At 56.1% G+C, this 18,918-nt stretch carries 20 protein-coding genes and 1 tRNA gene; 15 read left to right on the top strand and 6 right to left on the bottom strand.

Annotated features, from left to right (window positions below; all coding sequences use genetic code 11):
- The first annotated feature begins 113 nt into the window (after positions 1–113).
- The 3 genes from FHR98_RS08840 to FHR98_RS08830 all read left to right on the top strand — a co-directional run bounded on the left by FHR98_RS08840 (position 114) and on the right by FHR98_RS08830 (position 2,115).
- Positions 114–1,103 carry a glycosyltransferase family 2 protein gene (locus tag FHR98_RS08840; protein WP_183416319.1) on the top strand — a complete coding sequence of 330 codons (990 nt, stop codon included), beginning with the start codon at positions 114–116 and terminating at the stop codon, positions 1,101–1,103.
- Positions 1,100–1,843: a class I SAM-dependent methyltransferase gene (locus FHR98_RS08835; protein WP_183416318.1), complete on the top strand. Its 744-nt coding sequence runs from the start codon at positions 1,100–1,102 to the stop codon at positions 1,841–1,843. The genes FHR98_RS08840 and FHR98_RS08835 overlap by 4 nt, the downstream gene beginning before the upstream one ends.
- An 86-nt stretch (positions 1,844–1,929) precedes the next feature.
- Entirely contained in the window at positions 1,930–2,115 is a 186-nt protein-coding gene (locus tag FHR98_RS08830) for a hypothetical protein (RefSeq protein ID WP_183416317.1), read from the top strand.
- Positions 2,116–2,137: 22 nt separating this feature from the next.
- Here the strand turns inward: FHR98_RS08830 and FHR98_RS08825 are convergent, their stop codons facing one another.
- The 5 genes from FHR98_RS08825 to FHR98_RS08805 form a co-directional block, all read right to left on the bottom strand.
- Positions 2,138–2,623 (bottom strand): methyltransferase domain-containing protein, encoded by a 486-nt coding sequence (locus FHR98_RS08825; protein ID WP_183416316.1) that lies wholly within the window; start codon positions 2,621–2,623, stop codon positions 2,138–2,140.
- 233 nt (positions 2,624–2,856) lie between these two features.
- Positions 2,857–3,000 (bottom strand): hypothetical protein, encoded by a 144-nt coding sequence (locus FHR98_RS08820; protein WP_183416315.1) that lies wholly within the window; start codon positions 2,998–3,000, stop codon positions 2,857–2,859.
- A gap of 113 nt (positions 3,001–3,113) precedes the next feature.
- Positions 3,114–3,190 (bottom strand) — tRNA-Pro (locus FHR98_RS08815).
- A gap of 54 nt (positions 3,191–3,244) precedes the next feature.
- Entirely contained in the window at positions 3,245–3,769 is a 525-nt protein-coding gene (locus tag FHR98_RS08810) for a DUF192 domain-containing protein (RefSeq protein ID WP_221205811.1), read from the bottom strand.
- A 12-nt stretch (positions 3,770–3,781) separates the two neighbouring features.
- Complete coding sequence (locus tag FHR98_RS08805; protein WP_183416314.1) at positions 3,782–4,882, bottom strand: acetoin utilization protein AcuC; 1,101 nt, start codon at positions 4,880–4,882, stop codon at positions 3,782–3,784.
- A gap of 190 nt (positions 4,883–5,072) precedes the next feature.
- On the opposite strand from FHR98_RS08805, the gene FHR98_RS08800 reads away from it, so the two are divergent.
- The 4 genes from FHR98_RS08800 (at position 5,073) to FHR98_RS08785 (ending at position 8,329) form a co-directional block, all read left to right on the top strand.
- Positions 5,073–5,858, top strand: coding sequence for an ABC transporter ATP-binding protein (locus FHR98_RS08800; RefSeq protein ID WP_183416313.1), 786 nt, complete (start codon positions 5,073–5,075; stop codon positions 5,856–5,858).
- Positions 5,855–6,622, top strand: coding sequence for an ABC transporter permease (locus FHR98_RS08795; protein WP_183416312.1), 768 nt, complete (start codon positions 5,855–5,857; stop codon positions 6,620–6,622). Before FHR98_RS08800 ends, FHR98_RS08795 begins: the two co-directional genes overlap by 4 nt.
- An 11-nt stretch (positions 6,623–6,633) precedes the next feature.
- Positions 6,634–7,404, top strand: coding sequence for a class I SAM-dependent methyltransferase (locus tag FHR98_RS08790; protein ID WP_183416311.1), 771 nt, complete (start codon positions 6,634–6,636; stop codon positions 7,402–7,404).
- A 94-nt stretch (positions 7,405–7,498) separates the two neighbouring features.
- Positions 7,499–8,329 carry a universal stress protein gene (locus FHR98_RS08785; protein WP_183416310.1) on the top strand — a complete coding sequence of 277 codons (831 nt, stop codon included), beginning with the start codon at positions 7,499–7,501 and terminating at the stop codon, positions 8,327–8,329.
- Between the two features lie 17 nt (positions 8,330–8,346).
- Here the strand turns inward: FHR98_RS08785 and FHR98_RS08780 are convergent, their stop codons facing one another.
- Positions 8,347–9,819 (bottom strand): sodium:proton antiporter, encoded by a 1,473-nt coding sequence (locus FHR98_RS08780; protein WP_322091236.1) that lies wholly within the window; start codon positions 9,817–9,819, stop codon positions 8,347–8,349.
- A 309-nt stretch (positions 9,820–10,128) separates the two neighbouring features.
- Between FHR98_RS08780 and FHR98_RS08775 the strand changes: the two genes are divergently transcribed.
- From FHR98_RS08775 to FHR98_RS08740, 8 genes are all read left to right on the top strand, one after another.
- Positions 10,129–11,340, top strand: a complete 1,212-nt coding sequence (locus tag FHR98_RS08775; RefSeq protein WP_183416309.1) for an amino acid ABC transporter substrate-binding protein — start codon at positions 10,129–10,131, stop codon at positions 11,338–11,340.
- A gap of 146 nt (positions 11,341–11,486) precedes the next feature.
- Positions 11,487–12,386, top strand: coding sequence for a branched-chain amino acid ABC transporter permease (locus tag FHR98_RS08770; protein WP_183416308.1), 900 nt, complete (start codon positions 11,487–11,489; stop codon positions 12,384–12,386).
- Positions 12,383–13,453, top strand: a complete 1,071-nt coding sequence (locus tag FHR98_RS08765; protein WP_246377648.1) for a branched-chain amino acid ABC transporter permease — start codon at positions 12,383–12,385, stop codon at positions 13,451–13,453. The genes FHR98_RS08770 and FHR98_RS08765 overlap by 4 nt, the downstream gene beginning before the upstream one ends.
- Complete coding sequence (locus FHR98_RS08760) at positions 13,450–14,193, top strand: ABC transporter ATP-binding protein (protein ID WP_183416307.1); 744 nt, start codon at positions 13,450–13,452, stop codon at positions 14,191–14,193. Before FHR98_RS08765 ends, FHR98_RS08760 begins: the two co-directional genes overlap by 4 nt.
- Positions 14,193–15,068: an ABC transporter ATP-binding protein gene (locus FHR98_RS08755; RefSeq protein ID WP_183416306.1), complete on the top strand. Its 876-nt coding sequence runs from the start codon at positions 14,193–14,195 to the stop codon at positions 15,066–15,068. Before FHR98_RS08760 ends, FHR98_RS08755 begins: the two co-directional genes overlap by 1 nt.
- A gap of 97 nt (positions 15,069–15,165) precedes the next feature.
- A complete protein-coding gene (locus FHR98_RS08750; RefSeq protein WP_183416305.1) occupies positions 15,166–15,870 on the top strand; it encodes an SRPBCC family protein in 705 nt (234 codons plus the stop codon).
- A 195-nt stretch (positions 15,871–16,065) separates the two neighbouring features.
- Positions 16,066–16,533: a (2Fe-2S)-binding protein gene (locus tag FHR98_RS08745; RefSeq protein ID WP_183416304.1), complete on the top strand. Its 468-nt coding sequence runs from the start codon at positions 16,066–16,068 to the stop codon at positions 16,531–16,533.
- Between the two features lie 4 nt (positions 16,534–16,537).
- Positions 16,538–18,904: a xanthine dehydrogenase family protein molybdopterin-binding subunit gene (locus FHR98_RS08740; protein WP_183416303.1), complete on the top strand. Its 2,367-nt coding sequence runs from the start codon at positions 16,538–16,540 to the stop codon at positions 18,902–18,904.
- The last annotated feature ends 14 nt before the right edge of the window (positions 18,905–18,918 follow it).

Genomic DNA, 18,918 nt, shown 5'->3' with positions numbered 1-18,918 from the left:
TTCGACTAAGCAAAAAACAGAACGAAATCAATTGTTACAGTTTTGCATTCATAGACAATTTACCGAATCCTGCTTACTCTTTTCATTGTCCGAAAAACCATAGTTGGTTGTTTATGTCCACTCCTCGCTCTATCAGCATTGTTATACCTTTCATGGATGAAGAAGGCAGTCTCGAAGCCCTGATCGTGGCTATCAAGGCGGCATTGCTCGATTATAATTTCAATTATGAAATCTTGCTGGTGGACGACGGAAGTCGGGACCGCGGGCCAGAAATCGCTAAACGGTTGGCAGTGGAAGAGGCGCAGGTGCGCCTCATTCGCTTTACGCGGAATTTTGGCAAGGCTGCGGCGCTTATGGCCGGGTTCAAGGAGGCAAGCGGCGAATACATTGTCACTATGGACGCCGACCTGCAGGACGACCCCAAGGAAATTCCGCGGCTTCTCGATAAACTCGACGAAGGGTATGACATCGTTAGCGGGTGGAAGAAGGACCGTCAGGATCCCATCGGCAAGCGTCTTCCGTCAAAAGTGTTCAACTTCGTGGTTGCCCGAGCGTTCGGCCTCGAACTGCATGACATGAACTGCGGCTTGAAGATTTATCGCCGGGATGCTGCCGCACACTTGCGTATTTATGGCGAGCTGCACCGTTTTACTCCAGCCATGCTTTATGCCCTGGGATTCAGAGTTGCGGAGCTCCCGGTTACCCATCACCCAAGGCTTCAGGGAAAGAGCAAATACGGCACGGCCCGGCTTGCAAAGGGGTTGCTCGACCTTGTGACTGTGATCTTGTTGACCCGTTACCGGGCACGCCCTCTACATCTCTTTGGATTGATTGGATTGCCGCTCGGCTTCGTCGGATTCCTAATACTCTTCTACCTTACTGTCCTATGGTTCGCAGGGCTTGGCCCGATTGGCGACCGTCCTTTGCTGTTCTTCGGTATTCTTTTGATCCTGACCGGTACACAGTTGCTTGGAACCGGCTTGATTGCCGAGCTTGTCCTGGCCAGCGAAAACAATGCATCTGAACGTTATCTCGTGGCGGATCGGGTCGGGTTTTCCAGCCCCGATTCTTCAACCCCCACCAAAAAAGCTAAAGGAAAATGAAGGCTGTCCTGCGATCAACCTTCATCTGTTGCATGCGTATTTTACGCAAGCTTGCCGCAGCGATTGGGCTTCTCGGATTCTTGGAACGGCGACGGGCTAACCGCTGGTGTCTTTGGTTGCGTAGCCTGTTCGCCATTTATGACTTTGAAGACCTCTGCCGAGTCGACCTGCCCTGGTGGACCCTTGAATCGGCAAATATCATCGAACGTTTCTTGAAGGATCGCGCCGCCGCTAGGGTATTCGAGTACGGCAGCGGCGCCAGCACCGTCTGGCTCGCCAATCGCGCCGCCGAAGTCATTTCCGTTGAGCATGACGCTGATTGGGCGGCAGAAGTCCAGGACGCGCTTATAGCAATGGGTGCGCACGCGCGTGTCCATTGCGTACCGGCGCAGCCTGCATCGCCTAATGCCGACCCGCGCTACCGCTCCGCCCGGGACGGGTATGAGGGATTGGACTTCGGCGCTTACGTGAACAGCATCAACGACCACGAGGGCCAGTTCGATTTGATTATTATCGACGGCCGTTGCCGTGCCGCATGTCTGACTCCGGCTATTGAGAAGGTAAAGCCGGACGGCTTGTTGTTGTTCGACAACTCAGCCCGCCAACGCTATCGCCGGGCGATCGAAGGCTGTGGGCTCGCCCGTTTGGATACAAGGGGCCTGACTGCTTGCTTACCCTACCCTGATCAAACGACCCTCCTCTCGCCCTCCTCGGAAGTTATCGCAGGACTACGCTCTTGACGCTGCCGCCGACCCTTACGGTGATCGCAACTACACTTCCAGACGGTTTTGCGGCAAAATCGGCCGATATCAGCTAGGATCGAAACATGAGCTTTCAGGCACAATTCGGATCGCCTGGAGAGACGATCGGCGGAGCCGTTTCCCAGACGACGCGCACCATCTCCAACTCGCAGCTGCAAATCGGAGATTTCACCTTAGATGTGGCGGACCCGATCGTTTGGGGTGCTGGAGTAGTGGTAATCTTGTTGCTTTTCTGGGCGATGAAACGGTGAAACTGACCTGTTGCAGGAACGATCAACTCGCTTCCGCGGTCAAAGCTTCACCGGGAGTCCCTTGGCTGGGCTCCCAACAATAGATGAAGGCCGGCGGAAGGTTGCGGAGCACCAAATTTCTGCGCTGAACTTTTCCTTGCAGATTAAGGGGGCGCTTCGGCAGGTAGGTAAACTGCAGGAAACCACTGACACGGGAATCCTCGAAAAGTCTTTGCAGGTTCCGCTCGAAGACAACCCGTCGCTCACCAAGGTTCACGACCGGTATGCAAGAGACCAAGTATGCCCGCTGGCTTGTGAACTTCGGAAGTTCGAAGCCATCGGCGCAGACATCGGCGGTTTCGAAACGAGCGAAAGGGCAATTTCTCCTAGCCTTGGCGAGCAGCCGCTCATCCAAATCCAGGCCAATGACTTCATGGCCGTCAAAGCTTCGGGTAACGGATCCCGTACCACACCCAAACTCTATGATCGCACTCTTGGCAAACCCCTGCTCGTCAATAATGCGCCGCATCCGCCGCCCTAGATATTTAAACGAGGGCGTGATGGAACCGGTGCTTAGGGGCGATCGTAAGAAAGCTTTGAAGAAGACCAATCTATCTTCAAGGGTCGTCGGATCGGGTAGCTTGGACGAAGAAGATCGCATAACGTGAGCGTCAGCCTTTGGGATTGTAGCAGGGTCGGGCTATCTTCCCGATTCGCTTAAGATTATAGCTCAGGATTGATAAGCAAGCAGCTAACCTGCACCTAGCGCAAGTTATAATACGCGGTAATACCCACCCCCACCAGGATCAACGCAAAAAGAATGACGCGCAGGATGTATAGCGCCTCTTTCCGCGCGACCTTCTGCCGCTGTTCCGCCTTTGCAAATTTTTTCCTATCGATCACCATGCAGACAATTATCCATAAAATTTATGGAAATGCATCATCGCGTGCAGATCATGATAGATTTTCAAGCAAACGGGCGCACGAATCGCGGATCGGCACTCCGGAAAAATATGAAGTGGTCGGGGAGACTGGATTCGAACCAACGACCCCCTGCTCCCAAAGCAGGTGCTCTACCAGGCTGAGCTACTCCCCGCCAGCGGCGGTTGTGACGCCTGTTTAAGCGGTCCGCCGCTCTCAGGCAAGAGGCCTATTCAAAGGTGGGATAAAGAAGCCGCGATCCTTCGGTAATTCCAAGCTGTTCCGATACGCCCGCATTGATCTCCAACACAGCTTTTACCGCCTGACCCGAGGCCACCGTTTCCAGGGAATGCGGTACCGTTCCCGATGCGATCTTCACGATCACACCCTGGCCATCCACGAAAAGCATATCCAGGGGAATGAACGTATTCTTCATCCACATGCTGATTTCGCGCGGGGTGTCCGTGATAAAAAGCATGCCCGAATCCGCAGCCATGCCGCGGCGGTACATCAGCCCGCGTGCTTGCTGTTTTGGCGTAATCGCCAGTTCAATAGTAAAGGCGAACCGCTTGCCTTCCAGTGTTTCGATAACCAATCGGTCTTTCTCGAAATACACCTCTTCCGGGCTGCTTTGCGCCAAGGCCGCAGTGATCCAGAAAACACCAATAAGAAGGGAAATCGATAGAAGCTTCCTAAACATGGCCGTAGCCTGCCGCGCTTTGACCTGCCTCGCAAGTGGGTTCGGCTTCACCATCGTTTGTCTCCATCACATCAGCGCGGCTTTTGCCAAATCACGAATCTCCGGGCGCAAAGGCCCTTCGTTTGGCAGATCCGCGAGTGTTTCCATCCAATGGGACGGAGGATTTCGCCCCTTGCTATGACGCCAAATCAGCGACCGAAGAATTCCGACAACCGCCTCTGGTAGCCGTTTCGGCACGTCAAAGCCGTTTAGAACGGCCCATACACCCGACCAGCATCGGGCCACCGCCCAAGGGTTGTAACCGCCGCCGCCAAGCACGAGAAGCCGCGGCGCAACACCAATCAAGCCCCTGACCGCTGCCCAGTGCGCCTGGTTCGACAAAGACAGACGGCTGAGCGGATCATCCGCCAATCCATCGCATCCGCATTGCAAAACCACAGCATCCGGCTTGAAGCGATCGATCAACGGCAATACGACTGACTCAAATAAGAACCGAAACTCGCTGTCGTTGAATCCCTCGATAACCGGCAGATTGAGCGCTTGACCGCCGCCTCTGTCATTCAGGTTCCCCAGCAGTTCATCTCTCTTCATCGGCCATCGACCCGCCTCATGCATTGAGCAGGTGAACACGCGCGGCTCTTCGGCAAGCGCGATCTGCACTCCATCCCCATGATGGGCGTCGATATCCAAGTAAAAGACCCGGTCGCAGCCATGATCGAGAAGGCTGAGGATCGCCAGGACCGGATCATTGAAATAGCAAAACCCGCTTGCGCGCTCGCGCAACGCATGATGCGTACCTCCCGCCGGGCTATGTACAATGCCGCCGTATCGCAACAGGCGACCCGCAAGCTGCGACGCACCGGCCGCCGTAGCTGGTCGCCGGAACACCTCCGGATAAATTGGATTCCCATTCACACCGAGATTGAATCGTTGACGCGCATCCGCATCGGCCTGCTGTTCCCTCTCAAGGCGTTGAACAGCCGCGATGTACTCTGGATCATGAAACCTCGCCAACTCCTGGGCGGTCGCCTGTGGGCTATCGATATAGGCGTCGTCGGACAACCACTCCATCGCACGACAAACATCGACGACGGTGGAGACCCGGGGAATCGACAACGGATGCCGACCGCCGTAGCTGGAAGTCCGATAGATTTCGCTGGCGACCATGACCGGGTGCCGCAGGGGTTCGTGAGGTTCCTGTTTCAGGTCAGGCTCCCAGTTCGCGAATTAACCCTAAAACAGCCTATGCCAGAACGGGTCACGATCCTTGCCCGCCCAAACAAGTCACTGCTTTCTCTTGTCCCGCGCGCGGCGCCTTGCAATAGTCCGCCGTCGCCGCTGGTTCCGGGAACATATCTTGCAGACTCAGGCCGCCAAACACCATTCCAATGAACGTGCTCCAGACGTCCACCTGACCGATGGAACGCTTTCCTTTCAAGGTGAGCCGCTTTTCACCGGTCTGCAACTCACACTCCCTGCTGCACAAACCACATGCCTGCTGGGCCCCTCGGGAATTGGCAAATCTAGCTTGTTGAGGCTCCTGGCCGGGCTGGGCGATGCGGCAATGGGCAACGTGAGAGACAGTGATGGAGCTAGCCTCGAAGGCCGCCTTTCCTACATGGCCCAGCAGGATCTCTTGTTACCTTGGTTGACCACGCTTCAGAACGTTTGCCTGGGTCATAGATTGCGTTATGGCAAAGGTGGAAAAGACACCCGTACCGCAGAAATGCGCGCGCTGGAGCTCTTAAGGGCGGTGGGCCTTGCCGATGCTGCAGGGAAAAGACCTGCAGCGCTTTCCGGCGGAATGCGTCAGCGGGCTGCCCTGGCACGAACGCTTTTCGAGAACCAGCCATTTGTCCTGATGGATGAGCCATTCTCGGCGGTCGATGCCATTACACGCCTGGAGCTGCAAGAACTCGCGGCAAATTTGCTGAAGGGGCGGACCGTCCTTCTGGTCACCCATGACCCATTGGAAGCATTGCGGCTGGGGGATTCCATTCTGATTATGTCCGGACGCCCCGCAACGCTCGAATCTTTTCCTATTCCCGCCGAACCAGCACCGCGGAACCCTAGATCCGTCGACATCCTGGCCGCCCAATCGGCCTTACTGAACCGGCTCCTACTTGCACGAGATCGACCATGACAAGAGTTGCCCGCAGTCTGGTGATCGCGGCCGTCTTGCTGCTTTTTTGGGAGGTTACCGTCCGCCTCACCGACGCACCCAGTTTCATCCTCCCCGGCCCTGATCAGGTCGCCCTGGCATTATATGAGCGTTGGCGTTTCTTGATCGGCCATGCCGGGATCACACTGATTGAAATACTACTGGGCCTCGGGATCGGCACTGCGCTTGGCGGATTTGCTGCGCTTTTGCTCGCCAGCGCACGAACCTTACGCCTCTGGCTGCTCCCGCTCCTCGTCGTCAGCCAAGCTATCCCGGTTTTCGCCCTAGCGCCGATCTTGGTCCTTTGGCTTGGTTATGGGCTTGCCTCCAAAGTCGCGATGGCAAGTCTCATCATCTTCTTTCCGGTAACGGCCGCCACCTTTGACGGCCTGCGCCGAACCGACCCGGGTTGGCTGGATCTGGCCGCGACAATGGGCGCCGGTCGCTGGTCGCGCTTGCGTCATATACGCATACCCGCAGCCTTGCCGGCCTTTGCCTCCGGGCTGCGAGTCGCCACCGCCGTAGCCCCGATTGGCGCCGTGGTTGGAGAGTGGGTTGGATCGTCAGCAGGACTTGGCTATGCAATGCTGCAAGCAAACGCCCGAGGACAAGTCGCGGTTATGTTCGCTGCCCTCTTTATTTTAACTATTATAGCTGTCACGCTTTACAGCTTGGTGGATATGGCCATGCGGCGAATATTGCCATGGCAGCCGGATAGTCTGGATGCGAGCCGAAAAACTGTGTGAATATTGAATCAATGACTGATAAAGCAGACACCGCCGCGCGTTTTTCCAAACAGGCCGATGCTTATGCAAATAGTCCCGGCCATGCATTCGGCAACGATTTGGATATCGTTGCCGCCTATGCCGAACCTGGGCTTTATCATTTGTGCCTGGACGTTGCCACCGGCCCTGGCCACACGGCGTTTCGCCTTGCTGCGAAAGCGTCCCTCGTCGTCGGAATCGACATCGCCGAGGGCATGCTTGCCCGCGCTCGAAAACTGGCGATTGAGCGCCAGGTCGAGAACGTCATTTTCAAGTACGGCGATGCCACGGATATTCCCTTCGGCCCCGATACATTCGATCTTGTAACCTGCCGAATTGCGCCACATCATTTTGATGATATTCCGGGGTTCCTCCGCGAAGTGGAGCGCGTGCTGCGCCCTGGAGGCCGTTTTGTGCTGGAAGACAGCATGGCCCCAGATGAACCGGAAATTTGCGCGTTCTTACATTGGTTGGAAGTAACCCGCGACCCCAGCCATGCACGCAGTCTCACCCGTGACGAGTGGCGGCGTTCTATCGAGGCCGCCGGCCTGACGATCAATCGGGAAACGATTTACAATAAGGAGCATGATTTTGCGGATTGGCTCGCGCGCATGGACGTCTCCAAGCAAGTCGTCAGTGAGATCACGCAGCGCATTTTGACGGCACCCGCCGAACTGCGCTCTGCGTTGTTTGCCGTTGCCGGCGATTCCGTAACGCTGTTGCGAGATCGGAAGCTCATTCTCCGCGCCGACAAACGTTTGTGAAACCGGTAATATCTGTCTCGCTGCTAGACGCTAAGCGGCCTTCGGAGTAGCTTCTGGTTCGTGAATCCAGCCTGCATCACCCTGGAGTAATGAAATGAGTTTGAAGACCATCCTTGTCCATCTCGCTAACGACGTAGAGCATCGCACTCGCCTAAAGGTGGCGCTCAAACTCGCGCGACAACACGACGCGAAGGTCTTTGCCTTGTTTATTCCTACCCCAATAGGCATGCCGGCGGGTATTACCGGGCGCGGCGCTTCGGCAATGTTTCTGTCCGAAGCCAGCCGTAATGCCCGTGAGGTCGCGGATAACCTTGAGAAAGAGTTCCATGAAGCTTGTGAACGTGACGGCATAGAAAATGCCTGGCTCGTAATAGAGGGCGATCATGTGGAGCTTATGTCGGAACATGCCCATACGGCCGACATCATTATCGCTGCACAGCCAATCATCGAACATCTTGAAGATCACTTTCGGACGCGTTTACCTGAAGAACTGGTGATGCAGTCTGGACTACCTGTGCTCGTCATTCCCAGAGGGTTTGATCCTGAAATCCAGATCGGCAAGAAAGTCGTGTTGGCCTGGAAAGGCACACGCGAAGCCGTGCGGGCAATTCGTGATTCGATGAGTATTCTTGCGAGCGCGGAAAAGGTTCTGGTTCTGACGGTTGGCGCTGATGCAGGCGATGCCCTTTCCAAGTTGGAAGTGATGGAGCACTTACGGCGTCATGGAGTGAACGGAGAGGCACGCAATCTGGCAGAAATTCCCGACAGCGTTGGCAAGGCGATCCTTGATTTCGCCGAAACGCAGAGCTGCGATCTGATCGTGCTTGGCGCTTACGGGCATACGCGCTGGCGTCAGATCTTGCTGGGAGGCGTTACCCACGAGGTTCTAGCCGACAGCAAGATCCCGCTCTTGATGTCCCACTAAAAGTGAGAGGCCGGTCTCTACAGGAAAAAGACCAGCGTCACCAAGCCGAACAGGGGCAGCAGTATCAGCCCGGACCACGCCATGTAACCAAAGAAGCTGGGCATCGCAATTCCCCGTTCCTCGGCGATTGACCTCACCATGAAGTTTGGCGCGTTGCCGATGTAGGTGTTTGCCCCCATGAAAACCGCACCGGCTGAAATGGCCAGCAAGGTCTGCGCCATCGGACCCATAAGGATATCCGCGTCGCCGCCAGCAGTATTGAAAAACACGAGATAAGTCGGCGCATTGTCCAGGAAACTGGAGAGAATTCCAGTTAGCCAGAAGTACATACTGTTCACGGGTTGCCCATCAACATTTACCATGTTCACCAACCCAGACATGGCGCCGTTGGTGCCAGCTTTGAGGATCGCGATAGCTGGGACAATCGTCACGAAAATGCCCGCAAATAGCTTGGCGACTTCAACAATGGGGAACCAGGAAAAGCCATTGGCTTCGCGACTGGCCTTCGGAGTCATCTGCCAGGAAAACACAGCGATGCCAATCAGAAGCACATCACGAGTCAGGTTCTGAAGCTCGACCTCGACATGATAGATATCGATCGCGACATCAGGACGCCAAACGCCACTCATCAAAACAGCGCCGATGACGCCGACCAAGAGCAATAGGTTAGCGCTTCCCTCCAATCCCAACGCTTCTTCAGGCTCGGCGTTCTCCGACGCCGGTTCCTGGGGGGGCTCTTTGATCTCTTCCTTATTGAACAAATAGCTATCCAAGAGGAAGTAGATCACCAGCAACAAAACCGACAGCATGACCATTGGCAGGAACATATGGGTCGTGGGCCAGAAGAAAGACACGCCCTTCAGAAATCCCAGGAACAGCGGCGGATCACCCAAAGGGGTCAACGAGCCACCGATATTGGCAACCAGAAAAATGAAGAAAACGATGGTATGAACCCGATGCTGGCGCCATTCGTTTGCGCGAATAATCGGTCGAATCAGCAACATTGCCGCGCCGGTCGTGCCCATCCAGCTCGCAATCATCGTTCCCAACAACAGGATACCGGTATTCACCACCGGCGTACCGCGCAAGCGCCCTTTCAGACGCACGCCACCGGCGACGGTAAAAAGCGCCAGAAGCAGAATGATGAAGGGTATGTACTCCAACAAAGCAACGTGCAGCAGTTCAAACAATGCGAGTTGCCAGCCGAACACCAATGTAAAGGGCAGCAGGAACGCCGCGCCCCAAAACGCCGATATCTTGCCGAAATTGTGGTGCCAGAAACTGGGGGCCACCAAAGGAAAAATTGCGATAGACAATAGTATTCCAATAAAGGGGACTATCCAGAAAAGCCGCAGATCGGCGCCTTCCAGATGCGGCGCGCCGACCGTCCCGTCAACCGCCGCCTGAACAGGCAGCATCGCAATAAACACAAAGACTGTTGCGAGGCCGAGCAAACGGCAGGTCGCCGTCATTCCTTTCCTGGTAGGCACACAATCCTCCCTATCACCACCCAACTACAATCACATAACTTACCGCCTTTACGGGCACTGACCGTGCTCCGCGGGTCACGCGGCGCGGCAGTATGCATGATCACCACTTCCAGACCAAGGCGCTATGCATCGCCATCGGTATCGCTCGTGCATGCGGCTCTCGAGCCAGCATACAGAAAACGACATACATTGCGTTTCTACAATCTTGCCACCCACAGCTTGAACAGCTAGGTTCTTGCCATAGCTCATCGATCCTGCGCGCTTGATGGGCCAAACAAAGAAAGCGCAGTTATAGGGAGGTTTATTTTAATGCTGCACTTCCGCAAGTTTGCGGCGGCCACGGTTGCTGCCGCTGGATTGAGCATCGCAGTCGCTGGCGTTGCTCAGGCCGACACGATCCGACTTGGTTCGGCGATTTCCTTGACGGGCAAGTATTCCACAAACGGTGCCCATACTAAGAACGGTTATGACCTGGCGGCAAAGTTACTAAATGACGCAGGTGGCGTTATGGTCGGCGGTGTCGCCCACAAGATTGAAATCGTTTATTACGATGACGAATCGACCCCCGCGCGCGGCGCACAGTTGGCTGAACGTTTGATCCAGCAAGACGGTGTTCAGTTTCTGCTTGGGCCCTACTCTTCCGGACTCACCAAAGCCATCGCTCCAGTGACGGAAAACTACGGCGTCCCGATGGTTGAAGCAAACGGTGCTTCGCGATCCCTCTTCACACAGGGTTACAAGTATCTTTTCGCCGTACTTTCAACATCCGAACAGTATCTGACCAGTGCCATTGCTCTGGCGGCTGAGATCGCGGAGAAAGAAGGCAAGAAAGCCTCCGACGTAACAATTGCGGGCGCTTTCGAAAATGACCCCTTCTCGCAGGATGTGCGCGCCGGCGTGCTCGCCGATGCCGAGAAATTCGGTATGAAGGTCGTGATTGATGACAAGCTTCCGCCGGAATTGAACGACATGTCGGCAACCCTGACCAAGGTCAAGGCGCTAAAGCCTGATGTATTGGTTGTATCCGGCCACTCTAAGGGGGCTGCACTAGCCATCCGCCAGCTTAGCGAAATGGGCGTTCAAGTCCCGATGCTCGCCATGACCCACTGTGACGCTGCCGACATCATCGGTCAGTTCGGGGCAGCGGCTGAAGGTGCGCTCTGCGCTTCCCAGTGGGCGCCAAGCCTCAGCTACTCGGATGACCTCTTCGGATCGGCGGCGGATTTCGCCAAGTTGTTCGAAGATACCTACGGCTATGCGCCGCCATATCAGGCAGCGGAATCCGCTGCAGCAGTGCAGGTCTTCGCCGATGCTATCGGTCGCGCCGGCACCCTGGAGGCGAATGCGGTACGCGACGCCTTGGCCGTAACCGAGATCCAGACCTTTTACGGCAACATCAAATTTGATGAAACTGGTAAGAACATCGCTAAGCCCATGGTGCTTTATCAAGTCCAGGATGGCGAGTTCCAAGTGGTCGCTCCCACGAAGTGGGCTTCGGCTAAGCTACGCTATCCACGGTAATAAGCACTCGATACGGTAGACCATAGGTACCCGGCCCCGCTCCCTTCGTCTGGAGGCGGGGTCGGTCCTTATCGGGTATGGAATCATCACCGTCGTTACCGGCGTGCTGTCGGTATGGGTAGACGTCTGGGAGACAGGCTCAACGCATGGATAACATCGACATCCTGATTCAAGCGCCGATCTTCAATGTTCAGCTGTTGTTGGACGGAGTATTAATTGGCGCGCTCTTCGCCCTTGCAGCCTATGGAATGGCGCTCGTCTGGGGCGTGATGAACATCATCAACATTGTCCAGGGAGAATTCGTCATCCTTGGCGGCTTCGTAGCCTGGAGTCTATTTCAAGTCGGCGTTCCACCACTTTTTGGAATACCGGCCGCGGCTATTGCCCTCTTTATCCTCGGGTATCTGCTCTACAAACTCGTCATTTTCCGGCTGGTTGATCGCGATCTCTTCATTTCGCTTTTGGCGACGTTCGGGATGTCGATCCTGCTTCAGCAGTTGATGAACGAGGTTTTTGGCGCTGACGTGCAGACCGTCGATACACAGCTGCAAAGCTGGTTCATTTTCGAAGGCATGGTGAGCGTACCGCAGATCAAGTTGCTGGCCTTTGTCCTGACACTGGTGATCGCTGTTTGCCTGGTTGTCTTCATGCGAAAATCGCGGATGGGCCAAGCGATACGCGCGACCGCCCAGAACGCCCGGGCGGCGCGGATCTTGGGCATTGATACTGACAAGGTCTATGCCACGACCTATGGCATCAACGCGGCGGTTTGCGGCGCAGCCGGTGCTCTGGTGGTCATGAGCCTGACCATCCACCCCTTCCAGGGCCTGGCTTACACAATTCGCTCCTTCACCATCGTCGTTGTTGCTGGACTCGGCAATATTGCCGGTGTTGTCGCGTCGGCCTTTGGTCTTGGTGTGGCCGAACAATATGCGGGCTTTGTACTCGGCGCAGAGTATCAGTTGGCTTTCGTCTACCTACTGCTGGTCGTGATCCTGATGTACCGCAGCTTCATGCTGGGGCGGCAAAGGAAGTATCTGAAATGAGTGGCATCATGAGCAAAAAGAGCGGCCTGGAGATTGGCGGATTCATTGCCATTCTGATTGCCGCCGTCGTCGCGCCCTTCCTTTTTCCGGGCTTACAAACCCAGTTGACGATGTTGTGGGTCATGATCCTGATCGCACTGACCTGGGACGTCGTTGGCGGCCAGATGGGGTACAATTCCTTTGGCAATGTCATTTTCTTTGGCTTGGGCATGTACACTACAGCGGTGGTCCAGGTCGGCCTCTTTTTCGACGTCGGAACCTATACCGATGCACAGGGCGCCGCCGGGTTTGCCTTAACAACTGGGCAGTACTTCTCCGGCCTGGCTCTGGGCTTGCTTATCTCCGCCTTGATTGGTGTTGTTTTCGCGGTGGTAATCGGCACTGGGCTCCTTGGTTTGCGCGGTCATTATTTCGCTATCGGCACCCTGGGATTGGGTATTGCTTTTGGGGAAATTTTCGCTGGCTGGGATTGGGTTGGCGCCGGCTCGGGCATGGTTCCACCGCTTTTCCCCTCTGGGATCGGCCTACAGCCGAAGGTTTTCTACTATTTCATGATGGTTCTTCTGACGGCTGTGACGTTCTTCAGCTTGAGGCGGCTTTATGCCGGTCGCTTCGGTTTGGCCATCAACGCAATTCGCGATGATGAAGACAAGGCCGAAGCAATGGGTCTGAGAACCACACGATACAAGACGATCGCCTGGGCCATATCCGCCCTGTTCCTCGCGATTGGTGGCGGATTGGCCGGAAATGTGTTGGGCTTCATTGATCCGCGCGACAGTGCTTTTGCGGGCGCAACCTTCGGCGTCTGGATGGTGCTGATGGCGATCCTGGGCGGCAAGGGACTGCTCTGGGGACCGGTGGTCGGTGCAATCGTGTTCCATGTCACGCAGGAGCTGTTCTGGACCTATCTTCTCGGCTGGCAGCGCGTGGCCCTCGGGTTGCTGATCGTTATCATTGTCGTCTTCTTCCCGCTCGGCATTCTCGGATGGTTGCGTGAACGCAAACCTGAGCTTTTCGGCTACCGGGTTGAAGACGAAGAAGCCGCAAGCGAGGGGAATGCATCATGACTACCATGCTGAACGTTGAAAGCGTATCCAAACGCTTCGGCGGCATCATCGCTAACAGCGATATCTCGATGCACGTCAATCAAGGCGAAATCGTCGGTCTGATCGGGCCTAACGGCTCAGGCAAGACAACACTCTACAACTCGATTGTCGGCTATCATCCTATCGACAGCGGCTCCGTCCAGTTCGAAGGGCAGGAAATTTCCAAGATGCTGGTGCCACAGATCGCTCGTTTGGGCCTTTTGCGCACCTTCCAACAAACCCGAATCTACGGCGCCATGACTTGCGTTGAAAATATGTTGATCTCCGTCCCTCACAAGGAGGAGGGAATTTTTGCCCTATTGCAGCGGCATCCCAAGGCGGACTTGGAGCGCTGTGACGAGCTGATGGAGTTTGTTGGGCTCTATAGCAAACGTCATCTGATGGCGGGCTCGCTTTCCTTCGGCCAGCAAAAACTCCTGGAATTCGCGATGGCCTTGATGAACGAGCCGAAGATGCTGCTGTTGGATGAACCGACCGCCGGCATCAACCCGACGCTCATCAACGGCCTGTTGGATCGCCTTCTCCGGGCGAACCAGGAATTCGGCATCACTCTGCTGGTTATCGAGCACAACATGCGGGTGATCATGAACATTGCAAAGCGTATCTACTGCCTGGCGCATGGTCAGCTTCTGGCAGAAGGCGGTCCAAACGAAATCCAGAATGACCCGCGCGTGATCGACGCCTACCTGGGAGCACATTAATGGCCAGCGAAACCGAAAGCGAAAAAAAGAAGCGGATCAGCGGCTATGGCACCGGCACCGTCGAATCGGTCATGTCGGTCGATCAGGTTGCCAAGGAAGCTCAAGCCTTATCGGAGCAACGTCCAGACGCTGCAACCCTGAGGGGCTACTGTAAAGGCGAGCCCTTTGTCACGATCGAAGGGTTGCGTGCCGGCTACGGCAAGATGGAGATCCTCCATGAGTTTGACTTGGTGGTCGGCAAGGGACAGTCCCTCTGCTTGATCGGCCCCAATGGCGCGGGAAAATCAACGATCCTGCACTCGATCTTCGGGTTTACCAATATATACGGAGGAAAGATTTTCGTTGGGGGTAACGACATCACCAGCCTCAGCCCCAAGGAAAAACTGCGTGATGCGGGCGTCGCCTATATTCTCCAGGACAATTCTGTGTTCCCGGACATGACCGTCGAAGAGAACCTTCTGATGGGTGGGTACCTCAAGAACCGGCCGGCTGAGGCCAAGCAATCTGCGGACCGGGTGTTCGAGAAGTACACGCGACTAGCGGATCGTCGCCATCAACGTGCCGGCACACTATCGGGGGGCGAGCGGCGTTTGCTTGAAATCTCGCGTGCCTTGATCATGAACCCGGAAGTCTTGTTAGTCGATGAGCCGTCGATCGGGCTGGAACCCCGCTTTATCGATATGGTGTTCGAGATTTTGGCCGACCTGCAGAATGTCGAAGGCAAAACCATTGTGATGGTCGAGCAGAATGCCAAGAAGGGCCTGGAGTTTGCTGATCTCGGGTATGTTTTGGTATCCGGCCAATTGGCGCTTGCAGGCACCGGTACTGAGCTTCTGGAGAATCCGGAAGTCGGGCGTTTGTTCCTGGGCGGTTGACGCCTTTGCGCGTCCTCTTGGCGGTTGCAGTGATAAGGGTAGCGTCTTAGCCTAGGTCTTTGCCGCACCACGACACTGGCCACCTGGAGAGCAACCCATGCAGATGACCGGCGAAGTCCTTATCCCCGCCTCGCGAGAGAAGGTCTGGGATGCACTGAATGATCCTGAAGTACTGCGCCAGTCCATCCCGGGCTGCCAGTCGTTGGATCGGAGTGAAGACGGCGGCTTCGACGCGAAGGTCAAAGCCAAGGTAGGGCCTGTATCAGCGACTTTCGGTGGTCACGTCGTGCTTGAGGACTTGGTGCCACCGGAAAGTTACACCTTGTCAGGCGAAGGTAAGGGCGGTGCCGCCGGTTTCGCAAAAGGCAACGCCAAGGTAAAGCTCACGACCAAAGAAAATGGCACCCTGCTGAGCTATGAGGTCGATGCCAAAGTCGGCGGTAAGCTTGCACAGATCGGCTCGCGCCTGATCGATGGAACCGCAAAGAAGCTCTCCGATGAGTTCTTTGCGACCTTTTCCCAAATCGTTTCCTCCGGCTCCGGTGGTCCGACAGACGGGCTGGAGCAAGCTATAGGTGCCCATGCACAGGGACAATCCGACGATGGGTCACCCACGCAAGCCCCCTCTCATACTCCCCCGCACACACCCTTGCATGCGGATCCCGATGAGGCGCTCGACAAGCAGGAAATTGAGGAGGCATTGGCGGAGGCTAAGCGCAAGCCGGGCCTTTCACCTTTGGTCTGGATTTCCGGATTGGTCGCCATCATCATTTTATTGATCGTAATGTTCGGACGCACCTGAGCGACAACCATGACGCTGCCGGCGCCATTCAATTGGTAAATTGGACAAGCTGCTCAATTAACGCTTGCAAGTTCTTGACCAAAGACCCGAGGGGGACACACACTCACCCATCGAACTGTCCGCATGAATGACGGGCCGAACAATTTCGCAGGACGTCCAAGGACGCCGCCTATGCTGCGCAAAAGGGAGGAAAATATGCCCAGCGTTTCCATGAAAGTGAATGGCAAGCAGGTTTCGGCGGAGGTCGAACCCCGCACCTTGCTGGTCAGCTTTTTGCGTGAAAATCTGCGCCTTACCGGCACACACGTCGGTTGCGATACCAGTCAATGCGGCTCTTGCGTCGTACATGTGAACGGTAAGTCGGTAAAAGCCTGCAGCATGCTGGCGATTCAGGCCAACGATACGGAAGTGACCACGATTGAAGGGCTTGCGGTGAACGGCGAATTGCATCCCATGCAGGCAGCCTTCCGGGAACACCACGGATTGCAGTGCGGCTTTTGCACACCTGGCATGGTGATGAGCGCGGTGGATCTGTTGCAGGAGAACCCGAAACCCAGCGAGACAGAAATTCGAGATTGGCTGGAGGGCAACATCTGTCGTTGCACCGGCTATCAGAACATCGTCAAGGCCATCCAGGCCGCAGCCGACGAGATGGGAGGGTGAGACAATGCCTGATTCAGGAGTAGGTTCTTCTGTCCGCCGTCGCGAAGATCAACGTTTTCTGACCGGTGTGGGCAAATATGTCGATGACATCAACCGAGCGGATCAGGTTTGGGCGGTCTTCGTGCGCTCGCCCCATGCTCATGCGGTCGTTAAGTCGATCGACAGCACCGCTGCCGTTGCCGCACCGGGTGTCGTTGCAATCTTCACCGGTGCCGATATGGCAGCCGATAGTGTCGGCTCCCTGCCCTGCGGCTGGACGGTCGTAGATCGCCATGGAAATCCGCACAAAGGCCCACCGCATTTCCCACTGGTTCGCGATAAAGTCCGCTATGTGGGCGACCACGTTGCCGTCGTGATCGCGGAGACCCGCCAGCAAGCGCAGGACGCGGCCGAACTGGTGGAGGTCGATTACGAGGATTTGGCGCCTGTCGTTAATCCCGCTGGTGCGCTCTCGAATGATGCGCCTCAGCTTCATGAGGAGGCCCCTGGCAACCTCTGCTTCGATTGGGAGTTGGGCGACCAAGCTGCCGTGGACGACGCCATTAGCAACGCGAGCCACGTCGCAACCTTGAAGTTGGTCAACAACCGGCTGATTCCCAATGCCATGGAGCCACGTTCGGCCCTCGCGGAATACGAACCGGGTACCGGTAATTACATCCTGCATTCGACCAGCCAGAACCCACATTTGCTCCGTTTAATCCTCTGCGCTTTTGTGCTGGGGCTGCCAGAGCATAAGGTTCGGGTTATTGCGCCGGACGTCGGCGGCGGTTTTGGTTCCAAAATTTACTGCTATGCCGAAGAGACGGTATGCACCTGGGCCGCCAAGAAAGTCGGGCGACCTATCAAATGGACCGCTGATCGCAGTGAAAGTTTCCTGGCGGACGCCCACGGACGTGATCATGTGACCGAAGTGAAGCTGGCGCTTGATGCAAACGGTAAATTCACGGCGCTCAAAGTCGATACGATCGCCAATATGGGCGCCTACCTGTCCAATTTCGCGTCCTGCGTTCCCACTTACCTTTATGCGACGCTTTTGGCCGGGCAATACACCACGCCGGTGATTTACGCCAACGTGAAGGCCGTGTTTACCAACACCGCACCGGTGGACGCCTATCGCGGGGCTGGTCGGCCGGAAGCCACCTATCTGCTGGAGCGGATTGTCGAGGTGGCTGCACGCGAGACAGGGATAGACCCTGCGGAGCTGAGAATGCGGAATTTCATTCCGCCCGACGCCTTCCCCTACGCCACGCCGGTTGCCTTGACGTACGATACCGGGAACTACGGAATCGCCATGGATAAGGCCCTGGAGATGATTGATTACAAAGGCTTTGCCGAGCGCAAACGTCAATCAGCAGCCAAGGGTAAGCTTCGCGGCATCGGTTTTTCCGCTTACATAGAGGCCTGCGGCATTGCACCTTCTGCAGTCGTCGGTTCCCTTGGGGCCGGTGTCGGTCTTTGGGAATCCGCCCAGGTGCGGTTTAACGCCACTGGATCCGTGTCGGTTTTCACCGGATCGCACAGCCACGGGCAAGGTCACGAAACCACATTCGCCCAGCTTACGGCCGAAAAGCTTGGCATACCTTACGAAAACATCGAGATCGTGCATGGTGATACCGGCTCCATCCCGATGGGTATGGGCACCTACGGCTCTCGGTCACTCGCAGTCGGGGGCTCGGCTATTATCCGTGCTTGCGACAAGGTCATCGAAAAAGGCCGCAAAATTGCCGCCCATTTGATGGAAGCCAGCGTGGAGGATGTCGAGTTCGACGGCGGCCAATACAAGGTCGCTGGCACGGATAAGTCCAAGACCATTGCTGAGATAGCCTTTACGGCCTACGTGCCGCACAACTACCCGGAGGATGTGGAGCCGGGCCTGGACGAGACGGCCTTTTACGACCCGCTCAACTTCACCTATCCGGCAGGAACCCACATCGCCGAGGTTGAAATCGATCCCGAGACCGGCGTGACCGAAATTGTCGATTGGGTAGCGGTCGATGATTTCGGCAAGGTGATAAATCCGATGATCGTCGAGGGACAGGTTCATGGTGGCGTTGCGCAAGGCGTTGGCCAGGCGCTGCTGGAAGGCTGTGTCTATGATCCGGAAACGGGGCAACTTCTGACCGGCTCGTACATGGATTACTGCATGCCGCGCGCCGACAATCTGCCGCTACTGAAGGTCGCCACGACGGAGACGGCCTGCACCCACAACCCGTTGGGCGTGAAGGGATGCGGTGAGGCCGGTGCCATTGCGGCTCCGGCAGCATTAATGAACGCTATAACGAATGCACTGGGCTGCGAGATCGATATGCCTGCAACGCCTGAGAAAGTGTGGCGTGCGGCACAGGCTCGCGGCGCCCAGGCGGCAGAGTAAGGGAGGACAGAAGG

The organism is Limibacillus halophilus, assembly GCF_014191775.1.
GTDB lineage: Bacteria > Pseudomonadota > Alphaproteobacteria > Kiloniellales > CECT-8803 > Limibacillus > Limibacillus halophilus.
Note: the sequence above shows the minus strand (reverse complement) of the source record. Positions and strands in the feature narration are given on the sequence as shown.